Origin of the sequence: Microbacterium sp. WCS2018Hpa-9 (assembly GCF_031843745.1) — a bacterium.
Taxonomy (GTDB): domain Bacteria; phylum Actinomycetota; class Actinomycetes; order Actinomycetales; family Microbacteriaceae; genus Microbacterium.
This window is the reverse complement of sequence record NZ_JAVTIY010000007.1, coordinates 118740-141397: the sequence shown is the minus strand read 5'-3', so window position 1 is coordinate 141397 and position 22658 is coordinate 118740. Positions and strand designations below refer to the sequence as shown.

Annotated in this window: 18 protein-coding genes; 8 read left to right on the top strand and 10 right to left on the bottom strand. The window is 68.6% G+C overall.

The features are described from left to right. Positions 1-14: 14 nt before the first annotated feature. From RQG82_RS15380 to RQG82_RS15370, 3 genes are all read right to left on the bottom strand, one after another. Positions 15-368 carry a YciI family protein gene (locus tag RQG82_RS15380; RefSeq protein ID WP_311259867.1) on the bottom strand — a complete coding sequence of 118 codons (354 nt, stop codon included), beginning with the start codon at positions 366-368 and terminating at the stop codon, positions 15-17. Then, positions 365-1639 carry a sigma-70 family RNA polymerase sigma factor gene (locus RQG82_RS15375; RefSeq protein ID WP_311259866.1) on the bottom strand — a complete coding sequence of 425 codons (1275 nt, stop codon included), beginning with the start codon at positions 1637-1639 and terminating at the stop codon, positions 365-367. The genes RQG82_RS15380 and RQG82_RS15375 overlap by 4 nt, the downstream gene beginning before the upstream one ends. A 95-nt stretch (positions 1640-1734) precedes the next feature. Next, positions 1735-1923, bottom strand: a complete 189-nt coding sequence (locus RQG82_RS15370) for a hypothetical protein (RefSeq protein ID WP_311259865.1) — start codon at positions 1921-1923, stop codon at positions 1735-1737. Positions 1924-2207: 284 nt separating this feature from the next. On the opposite strand from RQG82_RS15370, the gene RQG82_RS15365 reads away from it, so the two are divergent. Genes RQG82_RS15365 through RQG82_RS15340 form a run of 6 tightly spaced genes read left to right on the top strand, consistent with a single transcriptional unit; the run spans position 2208 to position 9989 of the window. Further along, positions 2208-2297 (top strand): potassium-transporting ATPase subunit F, encoded by a 90-nt coding sequence (locus RQG82_RS15365; protein ID WP_056276367.1) that lies wholly within the window; start codon positions 2208-2210, stop codon positions 2295-2297. Next, a complete protein-coding gene (gene kdpA / locus RQG82_RS15360; RefSeq protein WP_311259864.1) occupies positions 2297-3982 on the top strand; it encodes a potassium-transporting ATPase subunit KdpA in 1686 nt (561 codons plus the stop codon). Before RQG82_RS15365 ends, kdpA begins: the two co-directional genes overlap by 1 nt. Position 3983: 1 nt before the next feature. Continuing rightward, positions 3984-6128 (top strand): potassium-transporting ATPase subunit KdpB, encoded by a 2145-nt coding sequence (kdpB, locus tag RQG82_RS15355; RefSeq protein WP_311259863.1) that lies wholly within the window; start codon positions 3984-3986, stop codon positions 6126-6128. Between the two features lie 56 nt (positions 6129-6184). Beyond that, positions 6185-6784, top strand: coding sequence for a potassium-transporting ATPase subunit KdpC (kdpC, locus tag RQG82_RS15350; protein ID WP_311259862.1), 600 nt, complete (start codon positions 6185-6187; stop codon positions 6782-6784). 14 nt (positions 6785-6798) lie between these two features. Further along, positions 6799-9321, top strand: coding sequence for an ATP-binding protein (locus RQG82_RS15345; protein ID WP_311259977.1), 2523 nt, complete (start codon positions 6799-6801; stop codon positions 9319-9321). Next, positions 9318-9989: a response regulator gene (locus RQG82_RS15340; protein WP_311259861.1), complete on the top strand. Its 672-nt coding sequence runs from the start codon at positions 9318-9320 to the stop codon at positions 9987-9989. Before RQG82_RS15345 ends, RQG82_RS15340 begins: the two co-directional genes overlap by 4 nt. A 104-nt stretch (positions 9990-10093) precedes the next feature. On the opposite strand, the gene RQG82_RS15335 is transcribed toward RQG82_RS15340, so the two are convergent. Next, a complete protein-coding gene (locus RQG82_RS15335; RefSeq protein WP_311259860.1) occupies positions 10094-10888 on the bottom strand; it encodes a tryptophan-rich sensory protein in 795 nt (264 codons plus the stop codon). Positions 10889-10987: 99 nt separating this feature from the next. Beyond that, complete coding sequence (locus RQG82_RS15330) at positions 10988-11551, bottom strand: TetR/AcrR family transcriptional regulator (RefSeq protein ID WP_311259859.1); 564 nt, start codon at positions 11549-11551, stop codon at positions 10988-10990. Positions 11552-11646: 95 nt separating this feature from the next. Here RQG82_RS15330 and RQG82_RS15325 point away from each other — a divergent pair, with 95 nt between their 5' ends. Beyond that, positions 11647-12489 (top strand): alpha/beta hydrolase, encoded by an 843-nt coding sequence (locus tag RQG82_RS15325; protein WP_311259858.1) that lies wholly within the window; start codon positions 11647-11649, stop codon positions 12487-12489. A gap of 169 nt (positions 12490-12658) precedes the next feature. Here RQG82_RS15325 and RQG82_RS15320 read toward each other — a convergent pair whose 3' ends face one another. The 5 genes from RQG82_RS15320 to RQG82_RS15300 form a co-directional block, all read right to left on the bottom strand. Further along, a complete protein-coding gene (locus RQG82_RS15320) occupies positions 12659-15427 on the bottom strand; it encodes a glycosyl hydrolase 53 family protein (RefSeq protein WP_311259857.1) in 2769 nt (922 codons plus the stop codon). 32 nt (positions 15428-15459) lie between these two features. Next, the gene (locus RQG82_RS15315) at positions 15460-16371 is read right to left on the bottom strand and encodes a sugar ABC transporter permease (protein ID WP_056510605.1); all 912 of its coding nucleotides are present in this window, start codon (positions 16369-16371) and stop codon (positions 15460-15462) included. Next, positions 16371-17993: an ABC transporter permease subunit gene (locus RQG82_RS15310; protein WP_311259856.1), complete on the bottom strand. Its 1623-nt coding sequence runs from the start codon at positions 17991-17993 to the stop codon at positions 16371-16373. Before RQG82_RS15310 ends, RQG82_RS15315 begins: the two co-directional genes overlap by 1 nt. 64 nt (positions 17994-18057) lie before the next feature. Further along, complete coding sequence (locus RQG82_RS15305; protein WP_311259855.1) at positions 18058-19284, bottom strand: extracellular solute-binding protein; 1227 nt, start codon at positions 19282-19284, stop codon at positions 18058-18060. 106 nt (positions 19285-19390) lie between these two features. Then, positions 19391-21397 carry a beta-galactosidase gene (locus tag RQG82_RS15300; RefSeq protein WP_311259854.1) on the bottom strand — a complete coding sequence of 669 codons (2007 nt, stop codon included), beginning with the start codon at positions 21395-21397 and terminating at the stop codon, positions 19391-19393. 228 nt (positions 21398-21625) lie between these two features. Between RQG82_RS15300 and RQG82_RS15295 the strand changes: the two genes are divergently transcribed. Then, positions 21626-22633 (top strand): LacI family DNA-binding transcriptional regulator, encoded by a 1008-nt coding sequence (locus tag RQG82_RS15295; protein ID WP_311259853.1) that lies wholly within the window; start codon positions 21626-21628, stop codon positions 22631-22633. The last annotated feature ends 25 nt before the right edge of the window (positions 22634-22658 follow it).

The window sequence follows — 22658 nt, the reverse complement described above, 5'->3', positions numbered from 1 at the left end:
TCAGCCGTGTGTGGTCAGGCGTCCCAGGGGAGCTTCACCACCGGCAGGATGTAGACCCTCCCCATCACGGCGGTCGGATGCTTCGCCATGAAGCTCGCCGCCTCGGCTATCGTCTCAGCGGTGACGATGTCATAGCCCGCGAACCACTCCTTGAACTCCGGGAACGGGCCGTCGGTGACGAGCACCTTGCCGTCTCGCACAGCCACCGACTTCGCCTCCTCCGGTCCGGCGACCGGAGCGCCCTCGCCCAGGCTGCCGGCCGCCCTGCCCTCGTCAGCCCAGTCTTCGAGCAGGCGCTGATCCTCTCCCTGCGGCATCGTGCCGCCGGTCGGGTCGGTCATGTGGATCACGAGGTACTTGTTGCTCATCTGCTCTCTCCATTCGGCGTGCGCCCGGGCTCCCCGGGTGCGAAGGGGGCCGCGAGCTCGTCGCGGCCCCGGGTCAGGTGGATGATCTCCGCGCTGTTGTCGGCGAGGGCGATCGCGCGCTCATAGGCTGCCCGAGCATCGTCCGGCCGGTCCGCAGCGCGCAGCAGCTCTGCGCGCGTCACGTGGAAGGCATGGAACTGATCCAGCGCATCGCGCAGCGTCTCCACGATAAGCAGCGCTCGTTCGGGCGAGTCCCGTTCTGCGACGGCGACTGCCTTGCTGAGGGTCACGACCGGGCTGGCATCGATCCGCTCGAGCTGCTCGTACAGTCCGACGATGCCCGCCCAATCGGTGTGCTCGGCATCCGTCGCCCGCACATGCATCGCGTTGATCTCGGCCAGCAGCCGGTGACGACCGGGGGCCGCGGTGGGTGGCTCGTCGAGCAGTGCGAGGCCTCGACCGATGAGCTCGTCGTCCCACGCCCCACGGTCCTGTTCATCCAAGCGCACCAGCTCGCCGTCGTCGGTTACGCGTGCCGCGGCCCGCGCCTCGCTGAGCAGCATCAGCGCCAGCAGACCCGCGACCTCCTCGTCGTCGGGCAGCAGCTCGCGGAGCAGTCCGGTGAGCCGGATCGACTCGCCTGTCAGCTCGCGACGCAGTGCGGGCACTCCGGCCCCGGACGCGAAGTACCCTTCGTTGAAGATCAGATAGAGCACTGCGAGCACTCCGTCGATCCGGAGGCGGAGGTCGTCGGCAGCCGGCATCCGATACGGGATCCGGTCGGTCTTGATCTTCGCCTTGGCTCGGGTGATGCGCTGCCGCACAGTGGACTCCGGGATGAGGAACGCCCGCGCGATCTCTTCGACGGTGAGACCACCCACGATCCGCAGAGTCAGGGCGACGCGCGCTTCGAGCGACAGCGCCGGGTGGCAGCAGGTGAAGAGCAAACGGAGGCGATCGTCGTCGATGATGCCCGTCGACTCCGACGGTTCGGGATCGTGCAGCATGAGAGCCTCCCGCTGCTTGGTATCGCGGAACGACTCCCGACGCAGTCGATCGATGGCCTTGCGGTAGGCCGTGGTGGTGATCCAGCCGGCAGGGTTGGGCGGCACTCCCTCGTCCGGCCACCGCTCAGCGGCCGAGGCGAACGCCTCAGCAGCCATCTCCTCGGCCAGGTCGAGATCACCGCACCGTCGGGTGAGACCTCCCACGATGCGCGCCCACTCGTCGCGATAGACCTGCGTTACCCGCGCACCGACATCGGCGTTCACCGAGGCTCCTCGATTCGATTCCGGCGCTGCATCACTCAGACTCTCTCCGTCCGCACGATCAAGCAGGCTCTGCGCCGAGCCTGCCCTCCCGTCGATCATCCCGGTTCCCCACCCCTACGGAAAGAGCGCGCCCACAGGCGGCGAGCGCGGGTCAGGAGAGACGGTCGCCGAATCAGGCTCGGATGCTCGAGCGCCGCCCGACGTCGCACGATCTGCTCCTCGGCGTGCTCAGCCTCGAGCCGGTAGACGAGGTTCGCCACCATCGGGTCGTTGTACACAGTCACCACCGCACCTCTCGCGTCTGAGACCACCCGATCGGTGACCTCCTACCTGAACCACGAACGACGACGACCGGATGCGACAACGCGGCGCGAGAAAAGTCCGCACGACCCCGAGATGTGAGCAACTCGCATGCATCCCGCACGCCCCCGTAGGCAAAGCGTGAGGATCGCGATATTCCGGCCTGCACGGGAGTTGTATCGAGTCTCGTGCTCGACATCATCTACATCGCGCTGACTCTCGCGCTGTTCGCCCTCGTCTCCCTGGTTGCGAAGGGGGTGGAACGACTGTGATCGTCTTCGAGATCATCGCCGCCGCCCTCGCCGTGGCCGCCGTCGTCTACCTCGTGGTGGCTCTCGTCGCCCCGGAGAAGTTCTGATGGGCGCCGGCACCGAACTCTGGTTCGGCATCCTCCAGGCGGCCGTCCTCATCGTCGCCCTCGTGCTGCTCTACCGCCCGGTGGGCGACTACATGGCCCACGTCTTCAGCACGCCGCGTGATCTGAAGGCCGAGCGGGGCATCTTCCGCCTGATAGGCGTCGACCCGGCATCCGAGCAGACCTGGCGGGCCTACGCACGCAGCGTCCTCGCGTTCTCGGTCGTCGGGCTGCTGCTCGTCTACGGGCTGCAGCGTCTGCAGGGCTTCCTGCCCCAGTCACTCGGACTCCCGGCCGTGCCCGAGGGCCTCGCGTTCAACACCGCCGCGTCGTTCGTCGCGAACACCAACTGGCAGTCGTACTCGCCCGAGCAGACCATGGGCTACACCGTGCAGCTCGCGGGCCTCACGGTGCAGAACTTCGTCTCGGCCGCCGTCGGCCTGGCCGTCGCGGTGGCACTGATCCGCGGCCTCTCCCGCCGGGGCTCGACCACGATCGGCAACTTCTGGGTCGACCTGATCCGCGGACTCGGCCGCATCCTGCTGCCCATCGCGCTGATCGGCGCCATCGCCCTGATCGCGGGCGGCGTGGTGCAGAACTTCGCCGGCTTCACCGACGTGACCACGGTCTCGGGCGGCACGCAGACCATCCCCGGCGGACCGGTCGCCTCGCAGGAGGCCATCAAGCTGCTCGGCACCAACGGCGGCGGCTTCTTCAACGCCAACTCGGCGCACCCCTTCGAGAACCCGACCGGCTGGACCAACCTGCTGCAGATCCTGCTGATCCTGGTGATCCCGTTCGCACTCCCCCGCACGTTCGGCCGCATGATCGGCGACAACCGCCAGGGCTACGCGATCGCCGCCGTGATGGGAACGATCTTCCTGATCTCGACCTTCGCCCTCTCGGCACTCGAGCTGGCCGGCCGCGGCAGCGCCCCCGAACTCGCGGGTGCGGCCATGGAGGGCAAGGAGGCGCGCTTCGGCATCCTCGGATCCACGCTCTTCGGCGGCGCGAGCACTCTGACGTCGACCGGTGCCGTCAACTCGATGCACGACTCGTACACGGCGCTCGGCGGCATGATGCCGATGCTCAACATGATGCTCGGCGAGGTCGCCCCCGGCGGCGTCGGATCGGGCCTCTACGGCATGCTCGTGCTCGCGATCATCGCGGTGTTCGTCGGCGGACTGCTCGTCGGCCGCACTCCCGAATACCTCGGCAAGCGCATCGGCCCGAAGGAGATCAAGCTCGCGAGCCTCTACATCCTCGTGACGCCCACTCTCGTGCTGGTCGGCACCGCGCTGAGCTTCGCGATTCCCGGCATCCGAGCGGATGTCGAGGCGACCAGCATCCTCAACCCCGGCGTGCACGGCATGAGCGAAGTGCTCTACGCCTTCACCTCGGCGTCGAACAACAACGGCTCGGCCTTCGCCGGTCTCACCGCGAACACTCCGTGGTTCAACACCGCACTGGGTATCGCGATGCTGCTCGGCCGGTTCCTGCCGATCGTGCTCGTGCTGGCCCTGGCCGGATCCTTCGCGGCGCAGCAGCGCGTGCCGGAGAACACCGGAACGCTGCCCACGCACCGGCCGCAGTTCGTCGGCCTCCTCGCCGCCGTCACGGTCATCATCACGGCACTCACCTACTTCCCCGTGCTGGCACTGGGACCCCTCGCTGAAGGACTCGTCTGACATGACCATCATCACCACGCCATCGGAACAGCAGGATGCTGCGGCATCCGAATCCACCCCCGCCGAACCGCCCCGCTCGTTCGGCTGGGCGCAGCTGACCCAGGCTCTGCCCGGCGCGCTGCGCAAGCTCAACCCCGCATCCCTCGTGCGCAATCCCGTGATGCTGCTCGTCTGGGTCGGCGCCGCGTTCACCACCGTGCTCGCGATCGCCGAGCCCTTCCTCGGCGGGCCTGCCGACTCGGGCGGAACACCGGTTCCCGCGCCGTTCACCTGGGGCATCGCGATCTGGCTGTGGCTGACCGTGCTGTTCGCCAACGTCGCAGAATCGGTGGCCGAGGGCCGCGGCAAGGCGCAGGCCGCGAGCCTGCGCAAAACCCGCACGAGCACCATGGCCCGCAAGGTCGTCGGGTACGACGCCGGTGCGGATGCCACGGCAGAGCGCACCGAGGCGGTCGACGTCTCGTCGGCCGAGCTGCAGCGCGACGACATCGTGATCGTCACGGCGGGCGAGCTGATCCCCGGCGACGGCGACATCATCGCGGGCATCGCGACCGTCGACGAGTCGGCGATCACGGGCGAGAGCGCCCCGGTCATCCGCGAATCCGGCGGCGACCGCAGCGCCGTCACCGGTGGCACACGGGTGCTGTCTGACCGCATCGTCGTGCGCATCACCTCGAAGCCCGGCGAGACGTTCGTCGACCGCATGATCGCCCTCGTCGAGGGCGCGAGCCGTCAGCGCACCCCCAACGAGATCGCGCTGAACATCCTGCTCGCGAGCCTGTCGATCGTGTTCGTCGTGGTGGTGCTGGCGCTCAACCCGATCGCCTCGTATGCGGCATCGCCCGTCAGCATCCCGGTGCTGATCGCCCTGCTCGTCTGCCTGATCCCGACCACGATCGGCGCCCTGCTCTCGGCCATCGGCATCGCCGGAATGGACCGCCTCGTGCAGCGCAACGTGCTCGCCATGTCGGGCCGCGCGGTCGAGGCCGCGGGAGACGTCACCACCCTGCTGCTCGACAAGACCGGAACCATCACCTACGGCAACCGCCAGGCGCACGAGGTGCTGCCGCTCGCGGGGGTCGACCCCGAGGAGCTGCTCTACCTCGCCGCGCAGTCGTCACTCGCCGACCCGACCCCGGAAGGCGCGTCGATCGTCGAGCTGGCGAAGTCGCGCGGCATCCAGGTCGACGAACCCGCAGGCGCTGTGACCGTGCCGTTCACCGCGCAGACCCGTATGTCGGGACTCGACCTGCCCGATGGCACCGAGATCCGCAAGGGCGCCGGCTCGGCCGTCAGCGCCTGGGTCGGACTCGAGTCGAACGCCGAGTTGACCGAGCTCACCGACCGCGTCGCGTCGAGCGGCGGCACCCCGCTGGTCGTCGCCGTGAAGCCCGCCAAGGGCACCGTCCGCGTGCTGGGGGTCGTGCACCTCAAGGACATCGTGAAAGACGGCCTGCGCGAGCGGTTCGAAGAGCTGCGCAGCATGGGCATCCGCACGGTGATGATCACGGGTGACAACCCGCTGACGGCCGCCGCGATCGCGAAGGAGGCCGGCGTCGACGACTTCCTCGCCGAGGCGACTCCCGAGCAGAAGCTCGAGCTGATCAAGCGCGAACAGGAGGGCGGCCGACTCGTCGCCATGACCGGTGACGGCACGAACGACGCCCCTGCGCTGGCCCAGGCCGACGTCGGCGTCGCCATGAACACCGGCACGTCGGCGGCGAAGGAGGCCGGCAACATGGTCGACCTCGATTCGGATCCGACCAAGCTCATCGACATCGTGCGCATCGGCAAGCAGCTGCTCATCACGCGAGGCGCGCTCACGACGTTCTCGCTCGCGAACGACATCGCCAAGTACTTCGCCATCATCCCGGCGATGTTCATGGGTGTCTTCCCTGGGCTCGCGGCGCTCAACATCATGCAGCTGCACTCACCGGCATCCGCCGTGACCAGCGCGATCATCTTCAACGCGATCGTGATCGTGTTCCTGATCCCCCTGGCGCTCCGAGGAGTGAAGTACCGGCCGGCGAGCGCCTCGCAGATCCTGCAGCGCAACCTGCTCGTCTACGGCCTGGGCGGCGTGATCGCACCGTTCATCGGCATCAAGCTGATCGACCTCGTCATCACCCTCATCCCCGGCTTCTGAGCGCGTCTCGTCTAGTTCCGCTCGCTCAACGATCGATCCAGAAAGTAAGGCACCCCATGTCCTCCTCTCGCACCGTGGCCCGCACCACCGGCGTCGCCATCCGCGCGATGCTCGTGCTCACCCTCGTGCTCGGCGTCGGCTACACACTCGTCGTCACCGGCATCGGTCAGCTGCTGATGCCGTTCCAGGCGAATGGCTCGCCGCTCGCCGACGGCAAGGGCAGCTCGCTGATCGGGCAGTCCTTCACGGATGCCGACGGCGAGGCGCTGCCCGAGTACTTCCAATCGCGTCCGTCGGCCGCCGGCGACGGCTACGACGGGGCGGGCTCGAGCGGCAGCAACCTCGGCCCCGAGAACCCCGACCTCGTCACGGCGATCGGCGACCGCCAGGCGGCCATCGCCGAACGCGAGGGCGTGAGCGTCAGCGCCGTGCCGGCCGACGCCGTGACGGCATCCGGCTCGGGCCTCGACCCGCACATCAGCGTCGCCTACGCCCTGCTGCAGGTGCCGCGCGTGGCTGAGGAGCGCGGCCTGCCCGAGCAGCAGGTGCGCGACCTCGTGGAGTCTAGGATTCAAGGGCGGGATCTGGGATTCCTCGGCGAAGAGCGCATCAACGTCGCCGAACTCAATCTCGCGCTCGATGAGCAGGAGGGCTGATGACGGCAGAGCGGATGCCGCGGCGCGGCCGACTCCGCGTGCTGCTCGGCGCAGCACCCGGTGTCGGCAAGACCTACGAGATGCTCGTCGAAGGTCGCCGACTGCTCGATGAGGGCCGAGACGTCGTGATCGCGATCGTCGAGACGCATGACCGCGCGGCGACGGCGGCGCAGACGATCGGCATCCCCGAGGTTCCTCGTCGCACCGATCTGCACCGGGGCGTGCCGCTGAGCGAGATGGACCTCGATGCAGTGCTCGCCCGGCGTCCCGAGATCGCCCTCGTCGACGAACTCGCCCACACCAACACCCCCGGTTCGCAGAACACGAAGCGCTGGCAGGACGTCAACGCGCTGCTCGATGCGGGCATCGACGTCGTCACGACCGTGAACGTGCAGCACATCGAATCACTGAACGCCGTGGTCGAGAAGATCACCGGCATCGCGCAGCAGGAGACGATCCCGGATGCCGTGGTGCGCGCCGCCGACGAGATCGAGGTCGTCGACCTGGCACCGCAGTCGCTGCGCGACCGGCTGTCGGCCGGCCTCGTATATCCGGCCGAACGGATCGACGCGGCGCTGTCGAACTACTTCCGCCTCGGCAACCTCACGGCGCTGCGCGAACTCGCGCTGCTGTGGCTGGCCGACGAGGTCGACAGCGCGCTGCGCAGCTATCGCGCCGACCACGGCATCGAGGGCACGTGGCAGGCGCGCGAGCGCGTGGTCGTCGCCCTCACCGGCGGCCCCGAGGGCGAGACCCTGCTGCGTCGAGGGGCCCGAATCGCCGCCCGCTCGGCCGGTGGCGAGCTGCTCGCGGTGCACATCGCCGCGCAGGACGGCCTCCGAGACGAGACCCCGGGGGCGTTGGCCGCTCAGCGTTCGCTGGTCGAGTCGCTCGGCGGCAGCTTTCACCAGATCATCGGCGACGACATCCCCGGCACGCTCGTCGAGTTCGCGCACGGGGCCGACGCCACCCAGCTCGTCATCGGCGTGAGCCGCCGCGGTCGCCTCGCGGCGGCGCTGACCGGGCCAGGCATCGGATCGGAAGTCATCCGTCGCTCCGGCGACATCGACGTGCACATCGTCACGCACGCCGCCGCGGGCGGACGCGCTGCGCTCCCCCGCATCACCGGCGGCGCGCTCGGGTGGCGCCGTCAGCTGCTGGGATTCGTCATCGCCCTCGTCTTCGGACCGCTGCTGTCATGGGCGATGTTCGCGTTCCGCAGCCCGGAGTCGATCACGGTCGAGGTGCTGGCCTTCCAACTGCTCGTGGTGATCGTCGCGCTCGTCGGCGGGCTTCGACCGGCCGTCTTCGCCGCGGTGCTCTCAGGCATCACGCTGGACTTCCTGTTCGTCTCGCCGATCTTCACCATCACGATCGCGCATCCGCTGCACGTGCTCGCCCTGGCGCTCTATGTGATCATCGCCATTCTCGTCAGCATCATCGTCGACCAGGCCGCCCGTCGAGCCCGCACGGCCCAGCGCGCCGCCGCCGAGGCCGAACTCCTCGCCGCGGTCGCCGGCAACGTGCTCCGCGGAGACAACGCAGTGCTCGCCATGGTCAGCCGCACTCGCGAGGCCTTCGGCCTCACGGGTGTGCGACTGCTCACCGCCGACGGCGAGGTGCTGGCAAGCGACGGCGAACCTGTGCCCGACGGCCGAGCCACCTCGATTCCGGTCGGGGCAGGCGGGTCGTCTCCCGCCGTGCTCGAACTGCACGGCGAACCCCTCGACACGCCGGCACGACGACTGCTCGACGCGATCGTCGCCCAGCTGGCGGCGGCGATCGAGCACACCGACCTGCGTGCCACGGCGCGCGAGGTCGCAGCTCTCGCCGAGACAGACCAGGTGCGCAGCGCCCTGCTCTCGGCCGTCAGCCACGACCTGCGCCGCCCGCTCGCCTCGGCCGTCGCCGCGATCGGCGGGCTGCGCGGAGCGCACGGCCTGTCGGCATCCGATCGGGAAGAACTGCTCGCCACGGCGGATGAGAGCCTCGCCACCCTGTCGTCACTGGTCACCGATCTGCTCGATGTCAGCCGCGTGCAGGCGGGTGTTCTGGCTGTCTCGAACATGCGCCTCGACGTCGCCGGCCCGGTGCTCGCGGCCGTCGACGAGCTCGGTCTCGGTCCGGCTGATGTCGAGCTCGCGCTGGATGCCGAGCTGCCGGCCGTGGCGGCCGATCCCGTGCTGCTGCAGCGGGTGCTGGTGAACGTCATCGCGAACGCGCACCGGCATGCTCCGACCGACAGTCGCGTGATCGTGTCGACGAGCACCATCGGCGACCACGCCGAGATCCGCATCATCGACCGCGGCAAGGGCGTGCCGGCCGAGAAGCGCGACCGCATCTTCCAGCCGTTCCAGCGCCTCGGCGACACCGACAACACCACCGGCCTCGGGCTCGGTCTCGCGCTGTCGCGCGGGTTCGCCGAGGGCATGGGCGGTACCCTGACACCCGAGGACACCCCCGGTGGTGGACTCACCATGGTCATCTCGCTGCCGCTGGCAGGAGAGCCCGATCTCACGCAGGAGGAGACGGAGTGAAGCTCCTCATCGCCGACGACGACCCGCAGATGGTGCGGGCGTTGCGCATCACCCTCGCGGCCCACGGCTACGAGGTGGTCGTGGCCGCTGATGGTGCCGCCGCCGTGGCCGCCGCCGCACAGACGCACCCCGACATCATCATGCTCGATCTCGGCATGCCACGGCTCGACGGCATCGAGGTGATCCAGGCACTGCGCGGCTGGACGACCGTGCCGATCATCGTCGTCTCCGGTCGCACCGGGTCGGCCGACAAGGTCGAGGCGTTGGATGCCGGAGCCGACGACTTCGTCACCAAGCCGTTCCAGGTCGACGAGCTGCTCGCGCGGCTGCGCGCCCTGTCGCGTCGATCGGTGCCCGCCGGCGGCGAGTCGACGGTCGGATTCGGCGACGTCGTCGTCGACCTCGCGACGAAGACCGTCACCAGAGCGGGAGCGCGGGTTCACCTCACGCCCACCGAGTGGCGCATGCTCGAGCACCTCGCCCGGCACCCCGGCGCCCTGGTCACCCGGCAGGATCTGCTGAAGGAGATCTGGGGCAGCGAGCAGGTCTCCGACTCCGGCTACCTGCGGCTGTACATGTCGCAGCTGCGCAAGAAGCTCGAAGCCGAACCCAGTGCCCCCGTGCATCTGCTCACCGAGTCGGGCATGGGCTACCGGCTCGTGCTCTGACACCTTCGGCGATCGCCGCGAGACCAGGCGAACCCTCTGAGATCAGGACGATCTTCGCCGGGTGCTCCTGATCTCAGGCGATCGTCCTGTTGTCGCCCCCAGAGTCAGAGCGCGATGTCGGCGCGAGGGCGGCGCAGCACGCCCCATGCACCGGCGGCGACGAGGGCGACCGCCACGACGATCGCGGCGATCGCGGTGACGGTGCTCTCGGGCTCACCGGTCAGACGACCGACGGCCAGCCAGCCGAGGCCCCACGCCGTTGCGAGGGCCGGGGCGGCGCGCCTGGTCACGATGGCGCTGGCGGTGCCGATCACGAGCACGACGGCGAGCACGGCGACGGCCCAGATCTCGGCCTGGTCGGCCCAGGCTGCGGGGGCGATCTGCGTGAACCAGGCCGTCGTGTTGGCCACGGTCGCGATGGTGACCCAGCCGAAGTGCAGGCCGTTCGCACCGTCGACCACGATGCGTTCGGGCCAGGTGCGGGCGCGGCTGCGGCCGAGGATCACGATGATCCGAGCGAGGGTGGCGAGCAGCAGCGCGATCATGAGCACCGTCAGCGGAAGCGTCAGGAACTGCGCCGTCACGAGCCACAGTCCGTTCAGGATCATCGACGCGGCGATCCATCCGCCGACCGCGCGCTGACGTTCATCCGCCCGCTGCGGCGGAAGCGCCTGCCACACGGTGTAGGCGATCAGGCCGAGGTAGATCAGCGACCAGATCGAGAAGGCGGGGCCGGCCGGAGCGAGATACGACCCCTGGGCCGAGAGCGCACCATCTTGCAGCTCGCTCACCGACGTGCCCCCGAAGGCACCGGATCCGACGGCCGCGGCTATCAGCATGAAGGTCGCCGAGGCGATGATGATCGTCTGACGGGCGATGTCCTGCGTCCGGGATTCCATGCTCGCACCATACGCGCGTGAGCGCGGGAACACACCAGCCTTGACACCGGCATCCGAGAAGGCTAGCCAGGCTAGCTAAATCCCTCGAGTGCGCCGCGGTCAGGCGGCGACGGCGGCGTCGATCAGCACTTCGGCCGCATTGCGCGCCTGCACGGCGACCTGCGGATCGGCGGCGATGGCCGCGGTGCTCTGCGCCCCTTCCGCGAGGATCGACAGCTGCGCGGCGAGCGATGCCGGCGCTCCGGCCGCGACCACGAGCCCCGCCATATACGCCTGGAAAGAGGCCTTGTGGTCGCGCACGATCTTCGCCACCTCGGGGTTCGTGCCGCCGAGCTCGCCGAACGCGTTGATGAAGGCGCAGCCGCGGAAATCGTCGGTGCAGAACCAGTCCTCGAGATACCCGTAGACGGCGAGCAGTCTGTCGCGCGGATCAGCCCCGGCATCCGCCACCGCCCCCGCGAGTCCCGACTCCCACTCCCCGTGCTTGCGGGCGAGGACAGCCGTGACGATGTCGGTCTTCGACGGGAACAGCGCATAGAGGCGGCGCAGCGACACGCCGGCCGCGGCCCTCAACTCGTCCATGCCGACAGCCGCGTATCCCTTGCGGTAGTAGAGCTCGTCAGCAGCCGCAAGGATCTGTTCACGCACCGTTTGCTCGGTCATTCTCCCAGTGTACTTGACATGAGAACGAGCGTTCTCTACAGTGGGGAACATCAGCGAGAACGACCGTTCTCACAGGATCGAAAAGGATCAGGATCATGGGTTACATCACCGTCGGAAACGAGAACAGCACCCCGATCGAGCTCTACTACGAAGACCAGGGATCGGGCCAGCCCGTCGTCCTGATCCACGGCTACCCGCTCGACGGACACAGCTGGGAGCGCCAGACCCGCGAGCTCCTCGCTCAGGGCTACCGCGTCATCACCTACGACCGCCGCGGATTCGGTCAGTCGTCGAAGGTCGGCACCGGATACGACTACGACACCTTCGCCGCCGATCTCAACACGGTGCTCGAGACCCTCGACCTGCGCGACGTCGTGCTCGTCGGCTTCTCGATGGGCACCGGCGAGCTCGCCCGCTACGTCGGCACCTACGGCCACGACCGCGTCGCCAAGCTCGCCTTCCTCGCCTCGCTCGAGCCCTTCCTGGTGCAGCGCGACGACAACCCCGAGGGTGTGCCGCAGGAGGTCTTCGACGGCATCGAGGCAGCCGCCAAGGGCGACCGCTACGCCTGGTTCACCGACTTCTACAGCAACTTCTACAACCTCGACGAGAACCTCGGTTCGCGCATCAGCCAGGAGGCCGTCACCGGCAGCTGGAACGTCGCGATCGGCAGCGCTCCTGTCGCCGCCTACGCCGTGGTCTCGTCGTGGATCGAGGACTTCCGCGGCGACGTGGATGCGGTGCGCGATGCCGGCAAGCCCACGCTGATCCTCCACGGCACCAAGGACAACATCTTGCCGATCGACGCCACCGCCCGCCGGTTCCACCAGGCAGTGCCCGCGGCGACCTACGTCGAGGTCGAGGGCGCCCCGCACGGCCTGCTCTGGACCCACGCCGACGAGGTCAACGCCGCGCTGACGGACTTCCTCAGCAAGTAATCCGCGACGCGACGAGAGACCGGCATCCGCCCCAGGATGCCGGTCTCTCGTCGTGTCCCCTGCCCTTCACACGGGAAGACCCAGACCGATGCGAGCGTGAGCGGCGCGTCGCATCCGAACACGCCGCTCGCCGATCGGATGCTCTGGGTTTCCCTCCGAGGCGATGCCGTCAGCGCTTGACGGTCACGGTCAGGGTCTTGCTGGCTGTGCTGCCGGCGGCGTTCACGAACTCGACGCGGTAGGTATGCTTCCCCGCCGCACGGTCGGCGACCGCCACAGTGACCCGCTGCGCGGCGGGACTGCTCGCGGCGAGCGCCCCCTCGGTCAGCAGCACCCCGTCTTCATAGAGACGGTACGAAGTCGCGTTCGTGCCCCACCACATGTCGGCGGTGAGCGTGTACGACCCGTCGCCGTCCCAGTTGTCTGCCGAGAGCACGGGCGTGCCGGGGGCCGCATCCTTCACCTTCACCGTCACGGGCTTCACCGCCGTCACGCCTTGCGAGTTGACGAGCTCGCCGGTGTAGACCCAGCTGCCGTTCGCCTTGCCGGTCACGGCGATCTGCGCAGTCTGCGCGGCGGTGCCTCCGAACGTCAGTGGCACCGTCTCGATCAGCACGCCGTTCTCGAACACTCGCAGCTGCGTGGCGTTCTGCCCCCACCACAGGTTCATGGTGAGCGTGAAGTCGCCGTCGAGCAGGCCGGTGTCGTGGCCGTTGTCGTGCGACAGCACGCCGCGAGCCGGCGCAGCCGTCGCAGCATCCTTCAGCACCAGCGCGGCAACCGCGGCATCCAGTGCCGCCACGGCTCCCGCCACGGCATCCGCACGGGGGCTGGTCGCCGCGAGCACGATGTCGGCTCGCGCGATCGCCCCGGGCAGGGCGGTCGTCGACGACTCGACATACGTCGAGAGATCGAGCGCACCAGCGGCGTCGCGCCGCGCACGTAGGGCCGTGGTGTCGGCGCCCGGCGCCGGTTCGCGCACGAGCTCGAGATCGTCGATCGTGCCCCACGCCCCCGCCGGCAGAGCAGCTGTGATGCGCACGACGGCCGTGCCCTCGGCCCCCACCTGCAGCGCCTCGGTCGTCGGCGTCGACCACACACGCCAGCCGTCGAGCCCGAAGGCCGCGGCGGCACCAGCGGTCGACGGCGACGACAGCGACAGTGAGGCGCGCCCATCGGCACCCTCACCGTCGCCCTGCAGCGATGCCCGTGCGACGTACGATCCAGCCGGCAGCCCGGTCACCGTCTGCGAAAGTTCGAACGAGTACGCGGATGCCGCGTAGAAGTGCGCCGAGTGCGTGCCGGTGCGCGGGTCGTCCCATGCGCGCAGGGTGAGACCCGACCCGGCCACGCCCCACATGCTCGTGTCGGCATCCTCGAACCCGGGGTTGCGCAAGAAGTTCCGCGCGGCGACCGTCACAGTGGCCGAGGCCGCGAGACCCGCTTCAGTCTCGCCCGCGATCGTGTACTCGCCGACGCTCTCGATGTACTCTGCTCCGGCCGACCACGTGACCGCCTGCTGCTCCGATGACCCGTCGTTGTAAAGCACGGTGACTTCGCCCGGCAGCTCGACGGCATCGCCCTCGACCAGCTGCAGCGCCACGGGCTGCACCGATTCGACCGCGCGCGGAGCCTGCGCCCCGGTGCGCACGTAAGAGAAGATGTTCAGCGCGTCGGATGCCGTGCCGTCAAACCCGAACAGGGCCTGGTTGTCCCACGCGGATCCGCCGAACCACTGACCGGCATCATGGGGTTCGTACTCACCGGCGAAGCTCGACGCCCACCCCGAGCCGTCGCGCTCCCACAGCACCTTGTTCTGCTCGATCTGTGCGGGCGTGCCGACCGGCAGCCATGCGGGCTCCCAGTAGTACACGCCGATGCCCGCCTCGCCCACATCTGCGACGGCCTGCACGACCGCGCGCACTGCGTCGGCCTGGCCCTGCACGCTCACGGGATACTGCGTCGCCTCGGACGGCAGGTCGACCACGTTGCCGTGGCCGTCTCCGTCGTCGAGCGTGAACGCCCACGAGGTCTCGGCGACCATGACCTTCTTGCCGTAGGTCTCGGCGACATGCGAGAGCACCGCCGTGAGGTTCTCGGGTGTGCCGTGCCAGAACGGGTAGTACGACGACGCGAACACGTCGTAGTCGACGTCGCGCCGGTCGAGCTGCGCGGCGACGTCGGCATAGAACCCGGCGCGCTCGGGGTTCGTGAAGTGCACGGCGACGAGAGTGTCAGGCGCCTCGGCGCGCACAGCGGCGGAACCTGCCGAGAACACCTTCGCCATGTCATCCCAGCCGCGCACCCCGGCGATGCCGCCGTTGGTCTCGTTGCCGACCTGCACCATGCGCAGATCGACTCCGGCTGCGACGAGGCGTCGCACGGCATCGCGGGTGAACGCGCCGACCTCGGTGGCGACCTGGTCGGCCGTCATCCCCTCCCAGGCCTTGGGCACCTGCTGCTTCGCGGGGTCGGCCCAGAAGTCCGAGTAGTGGAAGTCGACGAGCACGCCGAGTCCGGCATCCGTCGCGCGCTGTGAGATCTCGATCGCGCGATCGACGTCGACGTCACCTCCCCCGTAGCCGTTGCCGTTCGCGTCGAACGGGTCGTTCCACACGCGCACCCGCACGTCGGTGACCCCGGCGTCGGCGAGGATCTCGAACAGATCACCCGGCGTGCCGTCGGAGTCTCGGAACACGACGCCCGACTCTTCGAGTGACAGCACCGACGACACGTCGACGCCGCCGATGAAGTCGGCGGGCAGATTCTCGACCCGAGGGACGGTGATGGTGGCATCCACCGGCTCGGGTGCAGCGACGGCCGAAGGCACGAGAGGCGGGGCCGAGGCGGCCGACGCCGGCAACGCGACGCCGATCAGGGCGGCGGCGGTGACCGTGGCCAGGGCGGTGGAGAGAAGGGAACGCGTGCGACGGTGCATGACGGCCTTTCGAGTGGTGCAGGAAGAGAGGATCAGCCTTTGACGGATCCCTGGGTGAGCCCGCCGACGATGTACTTCTGCAGCGAGAAGAACAGCGCGAGCACGGGCACGGCGGCGACGACGACGCCGGCGGCGAACAGACCCCAGCGCGAGGTCAGCTGGTTCGAGACCCACTGGTACATGCCGACGGCGAGGGTCCAGTTGTCCTCGGAGGTGAGGATGATCTTCGACAGGATGAAGTCGCCGAACGCCGCGAGGAACGCGAGCAGTGCGACGACCGCGAGGATCGGCACGACCAGCGGCATGATGAGCCGCCAGAAGATCTGCGCATGGCTGGCGCCGTCGATCTTCGCCGACTCGTCGATCTCGACGGGGATCGTGTTGAAGAAGCCGTACATCAAGAAGGTGTTCGCGCCGAGTGCGCCACCGAGATACACGCAGATCAGAGCGATCTTCGAGTTGATGCCGAGTGCCGGAACCACGTCGCCGAGGGTCTGCAGCATCAGGAAGATCGCGATGAAGGCCAGCGCCTGCGGGAACATCTGCAGCACGAGCAGCGTGGTGAGGCTCGCGCGTCGCCCGCTGAAGCGGAAGCGCGAGAACGCGTAGGCACCGCAGGCGCCCATCAGCACCGAGCCGACCGCGGTCACGCCGCCGATCAGCAGGGTGTTGCCGAACCACACCCAGTAGCGGGATTCGCCGAGGGCGATGTAGTTCGCCGGGTCGAACGCACTGAACAGAGCGCTGGATGCCGCGAGGCTGCCGTTCGGGTTGAGCGATGCCGACAGCACGTAGACGAGGGGGAACGCGGCGAAGAACAGCACGCCCGCAGCCAGGATGTACTTCCAGCCGACCTCGCCCCACCACCGACGCCGTCTGGCGCCTGCGCGCGCGGCATCCGCTTCTTTCGATGAACCGGTCACGATGACTCTTGTCTCACTCATCACTGGTACTCCTCGAGCTTGCGGGTCTGTCGGAAGCTCAGCGCTGAGATGAGACCGACCACGATGAAGGCGATGATCGACAGTGCACTCGCGAGGCCGTAGTCGGCCGCACCACCCGAGACGCCAGAGACGTCGTAGATGGCCGAGACGAGGATGTCGGTCGAGCCCAGTGCATACGGAGCGCCGGCGATGGCCGGCCCGCCGTTGTTGAAGGTGTAGATCACGGTGAAGTTGTTGAACGCCACCGCGAACGAGGCGATCAGCAGGGGTGCGGTCGACACGAGCAGCAGCGGCAGCACGATCGCGCGGAAACGCTGCAGCTTGTTCGCGCCGTCGATCTCGGCGGCCTCGAGCGTCTCGCCCGGCAGCGACTGCAGCGCGCCCGTGCACACGAGGAACCAGTACGGGTAGCTCAGCCACACGTTCACGAAGATCACCGCGGCTCGGGTCAGCCACGGGTCGCCGAGCCAGTTGATCTGCGAGCCGAAGAAGAACAGGTCGTTGATCACGCCGAACTCGGCGTTGAACATGCCGCGGAACAGCAGCGCGGCCATGAACGCGGGGAACGCGTAGGGAAGGATGAACAGCGCCCGCAGGAACCGGCGACCCTTGACCCGGGGGTCGTTGTAGACGATCGCGAGGCCGAGTCCGACGGCGAAGCTGAGCACGACCGACAGGATCGCGAAGGCGAAGGTCCACACCGTGACGCTCAGCAGGGTGCCGGCGAGGTTCGCATCGGTGAACAGCTTCAGGAAGTTCGCGAAGCCGACGTTGACCGACCAGCCCGTGGGCAGCGCCGTGCCGTCTTCGGCGACGAAGGCGCCGAGATCCGTGGCCGTGTAGACCGTGCCCGACTGTGTGTCGGTGATCGTCTGCGCCTCGGCATCCCAGACCAGGGTCGGCTCGTAGACCGAGCCGGTCGACCCCTCCCGGGTGCGGATCGAGCCGTCGTTCGGGTCGTCCGAGACCGGAACCCTGAGGTCCTTGATCGTCGCTCCGAGTGTCGGGTCGGTCAGCACGGTCGCCCGGGGCACGACAGTCCATCCGGGCACCTCGCTCGGGGCGCCGGTGGTGCCGATCTCGGCATCGGATGCGGTGCTCAGCGGCTCGGTCGCGGATCCGACCTGCACGTCGCCGTCTTCATCGACGATCGCGAAGCCGAGCTCCTCGCCGCGCTGCACGATCGACAGCGGGTAGTCCGATGAGCCCTCGATGCGACGCTCGCCCTGGATCAGGGCGGCCTCGACCGCCTGCTCCTGCGTGCCGACGTGGCCGGTGCCGTAGTTCGTGAAGGCGATGTACGCCGTGTAGCCGAAGATGAAGACCTGGAAGACGAGCAGGAAGATCAGCCCGGGCAGCAGATACTTCAGCGGCAGCGCCTTGCGGGTGAAGTACACCCAGTCGGCGATGATCACAAGCAGCACGACGACGCCGAGGACGATCCACGACTCGGCGCTCCAGGCCGAGATCGCGGTCATGATACCGAAGGCGTTGACCAACGCCATCAGGGCGAGCTTGATGAGGAAGCCCCAGCCGAGGCCGCGGAAGCGGCGGGCATGGGATTCGCGCGAGGGCTTCACCACGGGGGTGGGGGCCTCGGCCGGAGGTGCCTGGATCGTCATGTGTGCGTCCTGTCTGCGGATCGCAGGATGGGGAGGGGTTCGGGCCCCTCCCCATCCGGCAGGATCAACCGGCGAGAGTCGTCTCGAGGTCGGTGACCATGGTGTTCCACGTCGACACGGGGTCGGCGCCGTTGATGATCTGCGCCTGCGCGGCGTTCCACAGATCCCAGACAGAGCCCATCTCGGGGATCGACGGCATCGGGACGCCGGACTGAGCGGATGCCACGAAACCGGCCGTGATCGGGTCGGAAGAGACCTCCTCGGCGAGAGTCGACCACGCGGGGATTCGCGGGTCGGCCTCGTACAGAGCGCGCTGCGCGTCTTCGGTGCCGAGGTAGTTCACGAGGAACTCCTGGGCGAGGAGAGCGTTCTTGCTCTTGCTCGAGAGGTAGAAGCCCTGCACGCCGACGAACGGCGCTGCGGCCTCACCACCCGCAGACGGGATCGGGTTCACGGCGACGTTGAGGCCCTCGAACGAGCTCATCGCCCAGGGACCCTGGATCGTGTACGGGGCCTTGCCCGACGCGAACAGTTCGTTGTTGATGTCGTAGTCGACGGTGGTCGAGATGTAGCCGGTGCCGTTCGAGCCGTTGGCGCCGAGCCAGCTGGCGAATGCCTCGCCGGGTGCTCCGCCCATGCCGACCTCGCTCGTGTACGAGCCGGTGTCGTCCTGCACGAAGACGGGGGCGCCGAACGAGGTCTGCAGTCCGTACATCGTGTATCCGTCGCCGGTCTCGCCGCCGGTGTTGATGACGAACGGGCGCTCGGTGCCGGCAGCGACACCCTTCGCGATCATGTCGTCCCAGGTGGCCGGAGCCTCTGCACCGACGAGGTCGACGTTCTGCACGAGGGCGATGGTCTCGAGCGAGTACGGCATCGCGTAGAGCTGGCCGTCGTAGGTCATCGCGTCGAGGGCTACCTGCTCGAACTCCGACGCCTTGTCGCCGAGGTCGATCGTGTCGACGACGCCGGCCGCGACCAGCGCGCCCAGCCAGTCGTGGGCGCCGACCGTGATGTCGGGGCCCTCGCCGGTCGGGACCTGCGCGATGAAGTCGTTGCGGAGGTCTTCGAAGTTCTTCTGAACGAGGGTGACCTTGGCTCCGGTCTCCTCTTCGAACGCCTCGGCGGCTGCGGTGATCGCCGCTTCGCGCTCCGCATCCGTCCAGATGACGAGTTCAGCGCCGTCGCCCGATGCGGCGTCGTCGCCGCCTTCGGGTGCGCCGGCGGAGCAGCCCGCGAGGACCACGGCCGCGGCCAGAGCGAGTGCGCCGACTCCGATGTGCTTGCGCATGCGTTTTCCTATCTGTCGTGGCCGACGATGCGCTGCGCGTCATCGCGACCGGGTGAATGGTGGTGCAGGGTGGTGCGAGGTGGTGCGGGTCGTGCTGGTCGTGCGGTCAGTGGGAGGTGCGGATGACGGCGACGCCGCCCGCCGCGATCGTCAGGGCGCCCGAGATCTCGGCGCCGCTGAGGAGCTCGACGCCTGCGGCTTCGAGCTCGACGTCGTCATCACGGTGGTTCACGGCGATGCGGTAGACCGCGTCTGCGCCGTGACGGGTGATGACCTCGAGACCTTCGGCGACGCCCGACGGGGTGACCTCGGCATCCGCGTAGACCTCGTGCAGGAGTGCGCGCATTCCGGCCGCGTCCAGCCGGGTGCCGACGTACCAGCCGGTGCCCGCTCCGTGGCGGTGGCGCGTGATGGCCGGCTCGCCCTCGCCGGGTCCGCCCGAGAAGTTGGCGACGACCTCGGCTCCTTCGAGCGCGATGTCCTCCTGCCAGACGTCGGCGACGATGCCCTCGTGATCGACCCAGTCGAGTCCGTGGCTCTCGCCCTCGCGCAGCGGCAGGAACTCTTCGACCGTGAGGCCGAGCGCGTCACGCAGCGGGGCGACGAAGCCACCGGCGTGCACGGCGTCGTTCTCGTCGACGATCGCCGAGAAGAACGACACGAGCAGCGTGCCACCGTCCTTGACGTAGGCGGTGAGATTCGCGGCATCCGCGGTGCTGAGCAGGTACTGCGCCGGAGCGACCACCAGGCGGTAGCCCGAGAGATCCTGCCCGGGCAGAGCGAAGTCGACCGTGATGCCGTCGCGCCACAGCTGCTCGTAGAAGCGGCGCACCTGGGCGGCGTGCGTGACGTCTTCGGAGGGGCGCCACTCGAGGTCCTGTGCCCAGAACGACTCGAAGTCCCAGAGGATCGCGACATCGGCCTTGACCGTGGTGCCCTGCACCTCGTCGAGGCGACCGAGCGCTGCGCCCAGATCGACGACTTCGCGGAAGACCCGCGACTCGGTGCCGGCGTGCGGCAGCATCGCGGAGTGGAACTTCTCGGCGCCCGAACGGCCCGCGCGCCACTGGAAGAACAGGATGCCGTCGGCCCCGCGGCCGAGGTGCGTGAACGAGTTGCGCTTCATCTCGCCGCGGCGCTTGGCGATGTTGCGCGGCTGCCAGTTCACGGCCGAGGTCGAGTGCTCCATGAGGATCCACGGCTTGCCGCCGCCGACCGAGCGGCTGAGGTCGGCTGCGATCGCGAGCCCGATGTGCGCGTCTTCATCGGCGGCCCACAGGTAGTGGTCGTCAGAGACGATGTCGACCTCGCGGCCCCAGGCCCACAGGTCTGTGGTCCAGCTCTGGTTGGCCATGAAGTTCGTCGTGACCGGCTGATCGGTGTGGGCGCGGATCGCGTCGCGCTCGGCGATGAAGCAGGCGCGCAGCTGGTGATCGGTGAAGCGCGCGAAGTCGAGGCGCTGGGCCGGGTTCACGACGCTCGGAGCGATCGCGGGGGCGCCGATGTGCTCCCACGTCGAGTAGTGCTGACCCCAGAAGGCGGTGCCCCACGCGCTGTTCAACGCGTCGAGCGAGCCGTACTTCTCCTGGAGCCAGAGCCTGAAGGCGGCGACCGCGTTCGGCGAGTAGTCCTCGCCGACGGGAACGCCGTACTCGTTGTGCACGTGCCACAGCACGACGGCCGGATGCTGCGCATAGCGCGCCGCGAGAGCATCCGCGATCCGGACGATCGCCTCGCGGTAGGCGGGGGACGAGTGCGACGCCATGCCGCGCGAGCCGAAGCCCATGGTGCGACCCTCGCGATCGATCACGTGAGCGTCGGGGTGGTTCGCGAAGAACCACGCCGGCGGGGATGCCGTGGGAGTGCCCAGGTCGACCTTGATGTCGTTCGCGTGCAGCAGGTCGAGCAGCTCGTCGAGCCAGGCGAAGTCGAACTCGCCCTCGGCGACCTCGATGAGTGCCCACGAGAAGATGCCGACGCTGACCAGGTTGACCCCGGCCTGGCGCATCAGGATGACGTCTTCGCGCCACGTCTCAGGTGACCACTGCTCGGGGTTGTAGTCGCCGCCATAGGCGATTCCGCGCAGCTCAGGCCAGGCGTGGGGCGAGGTCATCGGCACTCCATCGGGTCGGTGTGGTCGTGGTGCGGGTCCCGCCGTGCTGTCGCTCATTCGACTGGGACCGGTCTCAGCCTGACTCATGAGACTGACTCATGAGACTGACTGGGACCGGTCTCAGTTCTACCCCAGGTTCGCCGTCGATTACAACCGCCGTTACCGAACTGAGACCGGTCCCAGGTTGGACTACCGCTGGACGGGATGCTGTGGGTAGAGTCACAGGCGATGAGTGATGTCAGCGCGAAGCGCAAGCCGACGATCCGCCAGATCGCGGCGCAGGCGGGGGTATCCCGCAGCACGGTCTCGCGTGTGATCAACGGCGGGCACTGGGTGTCCCCCGATGCCAGACAGGCCGTCGAAGAGGCGATCCTCGCCACCGGCTACACCGCCAACCATCACGCGCGCAGTCTCGCGACGGGCCGCGCCGGTTCACTGGCCTTTCTGCTGACCGAGCCGCAGCAGCTGCTGTTCGACGACCCGACCTTCGCCCTGCTGCTGCGCGGAGCGGCCGAAGCCCTCGCCCAGCGGTCGATGACCCTGGTGCTGCTGGTCGCCGGAACGCCCGCCGAGCGCGAGAGCGTCGCCCAGTTCCTCAGCGCCGGTCACGTCGACGGCGTCATGCTGATCTCATCGCATGAGTCCGACCCGCTGCTCGATCAGCTGATCGACGTCGGCATCCCCACCGTCTGCTGCGGTCTCCCCCTCGGACACGAACGAGAGCTCTCGACGATCTCGGTCGACGAGGTCGCCTCGGCCCGCACGATGGCCGCGCACCTCGTGGCGCAGGGCCACCGCCGCATCGGCATGATCACCGGCCCCGACGACACCCCCGGCGGGCGCTACCGCCTGGTCGGCTTCCGCGAAGAGCTCGGTGAGCAGTTCGACGAGACCCTGGTCGAGGTGGGCGACTATTCGTACGAATCAGGGCAGGCCGCCATGACCAGGCTGCTCGAGCACGACGTCGACGCCGTGTTCGCGGCATCCGACCGGATGGCCGCCGGGGCGATCGCCGCCGCCCGCCGTGCCGGCCGCCGCGTGCCCGAGGACATCGCGATCGCCGGGTTCGACGACTCGGGCCTCGCGGCGACCCATGAGCCGCCGATCACGACCATGCGCCAGCCGTGGGATCAGATCAGCGCGAAGATGGTCGCCGTGCTGCTCGAGGTCATCGCCGGGGCATCCCCCCGCTCGGTCATCCTCGACACCGAGCTCGTGGTGCGCGAGAGCGCGTGAGTATTGGTTGAACCCGCGTTCAGTT

Bases quoted from the DNA above. Each gene is read 5' to 3' on its own strand.
- RQG82_RS15310 (WP_311259856.1), bottom strand. From the start codon at position 17,993: ATGACGATCCAGGCACCTCCGGCCGAGGCCCCCACCCCCGTGGTGAAG.
- RQG82_RS15330 (WP_311259859.1), bottom strand. From the start codon at position 11,551: ATGACCGAGCAAACGGTGCGTGAACAGATCCTTGCGGCTGCTGACGAG.
- kdpB (WP_311259863.1), top strand. From the start codon at position 3,984: ATGACCATCATCACCACGCCATCGGAACAGCAGGATGCTGCGGCATCC.
- RQG82_RS15380 (WP_311259867.1), bottom strand. From the start codon at position 368: ATGAGCAACAAGTACCTCGTGATCCACATGACCGACCCGACCGGCGGC.
- RQG82_RS15345 (WP_311259977.1), top strand. From the start codon at position 6,799: ATGCCGCGGCGCGGCCGACTCCGCGTGCTGCTCGGCGCAGCACCCGGT.
- kdpA (WP_311259864.1), top strand. From the start codon at position 2,297: ATGGGCGCCGGCACCGAACTCTGGTTCGGCATCCTCCAGGCGGCCGTC.
- kdpC (WP_311259862.1), top strand. From the start codon at position 6,185: ATGTCCTCCTCTCGCACCGTGGCCCGCACCACCGGCGTCGCCATCCGC.
- RQG82_RS15295 (WP_311259853.1), top strand. From the start codon at position 21,626: ATGAGTGATGTCAGCGCGAAGCGCAAGCCGACGATCCGCCAGATCGCG.
- RQG82_RS15315 (WP_056510605.1), bottom strand. From the start codon at position 16,371: ATGAGTGAGACAAGAGTCATCGTGACCGGTTCATCGAAAGAAGCGGAT.
- RQG82_RS15305 (WP_311259855.1), bottom strand. From the start codon at position 19,284: ATGCGCAAGCACATCGGAGTCGGCGCACTCGCTCTGGCCGCGGCCGTG.
- RQG82_RS15300 (WP_311259854.1), bottom strand. From the start codon at position 21,397: ATGACCTCGCCCCACGCCTGGCCTGAGCTGCGCGGAATCGCCTATGGC.
- RQG82_RS15335 (WP_311259860.1), bottom strand. From the start codon at position 10,888: ATGGAATCCCGGACGCAGGACATCGCCCGTCAGACGATCATCATCGCC.
- RQG82_RS15320 (WP_311259857.1), bottom strand. From the start codon at position 15,427: ATGCACCGTCGCACGCGTTCCCTTCTCTCCACCGCCCTGGCCACGGTC.
- RQG82_RS15325 (WP_311259858.1), top strand. From the start codon at position 11,647: ATGGGTTACATCACCGTCGGAAACGAGAACAGCACCCCGATCGAGCTC.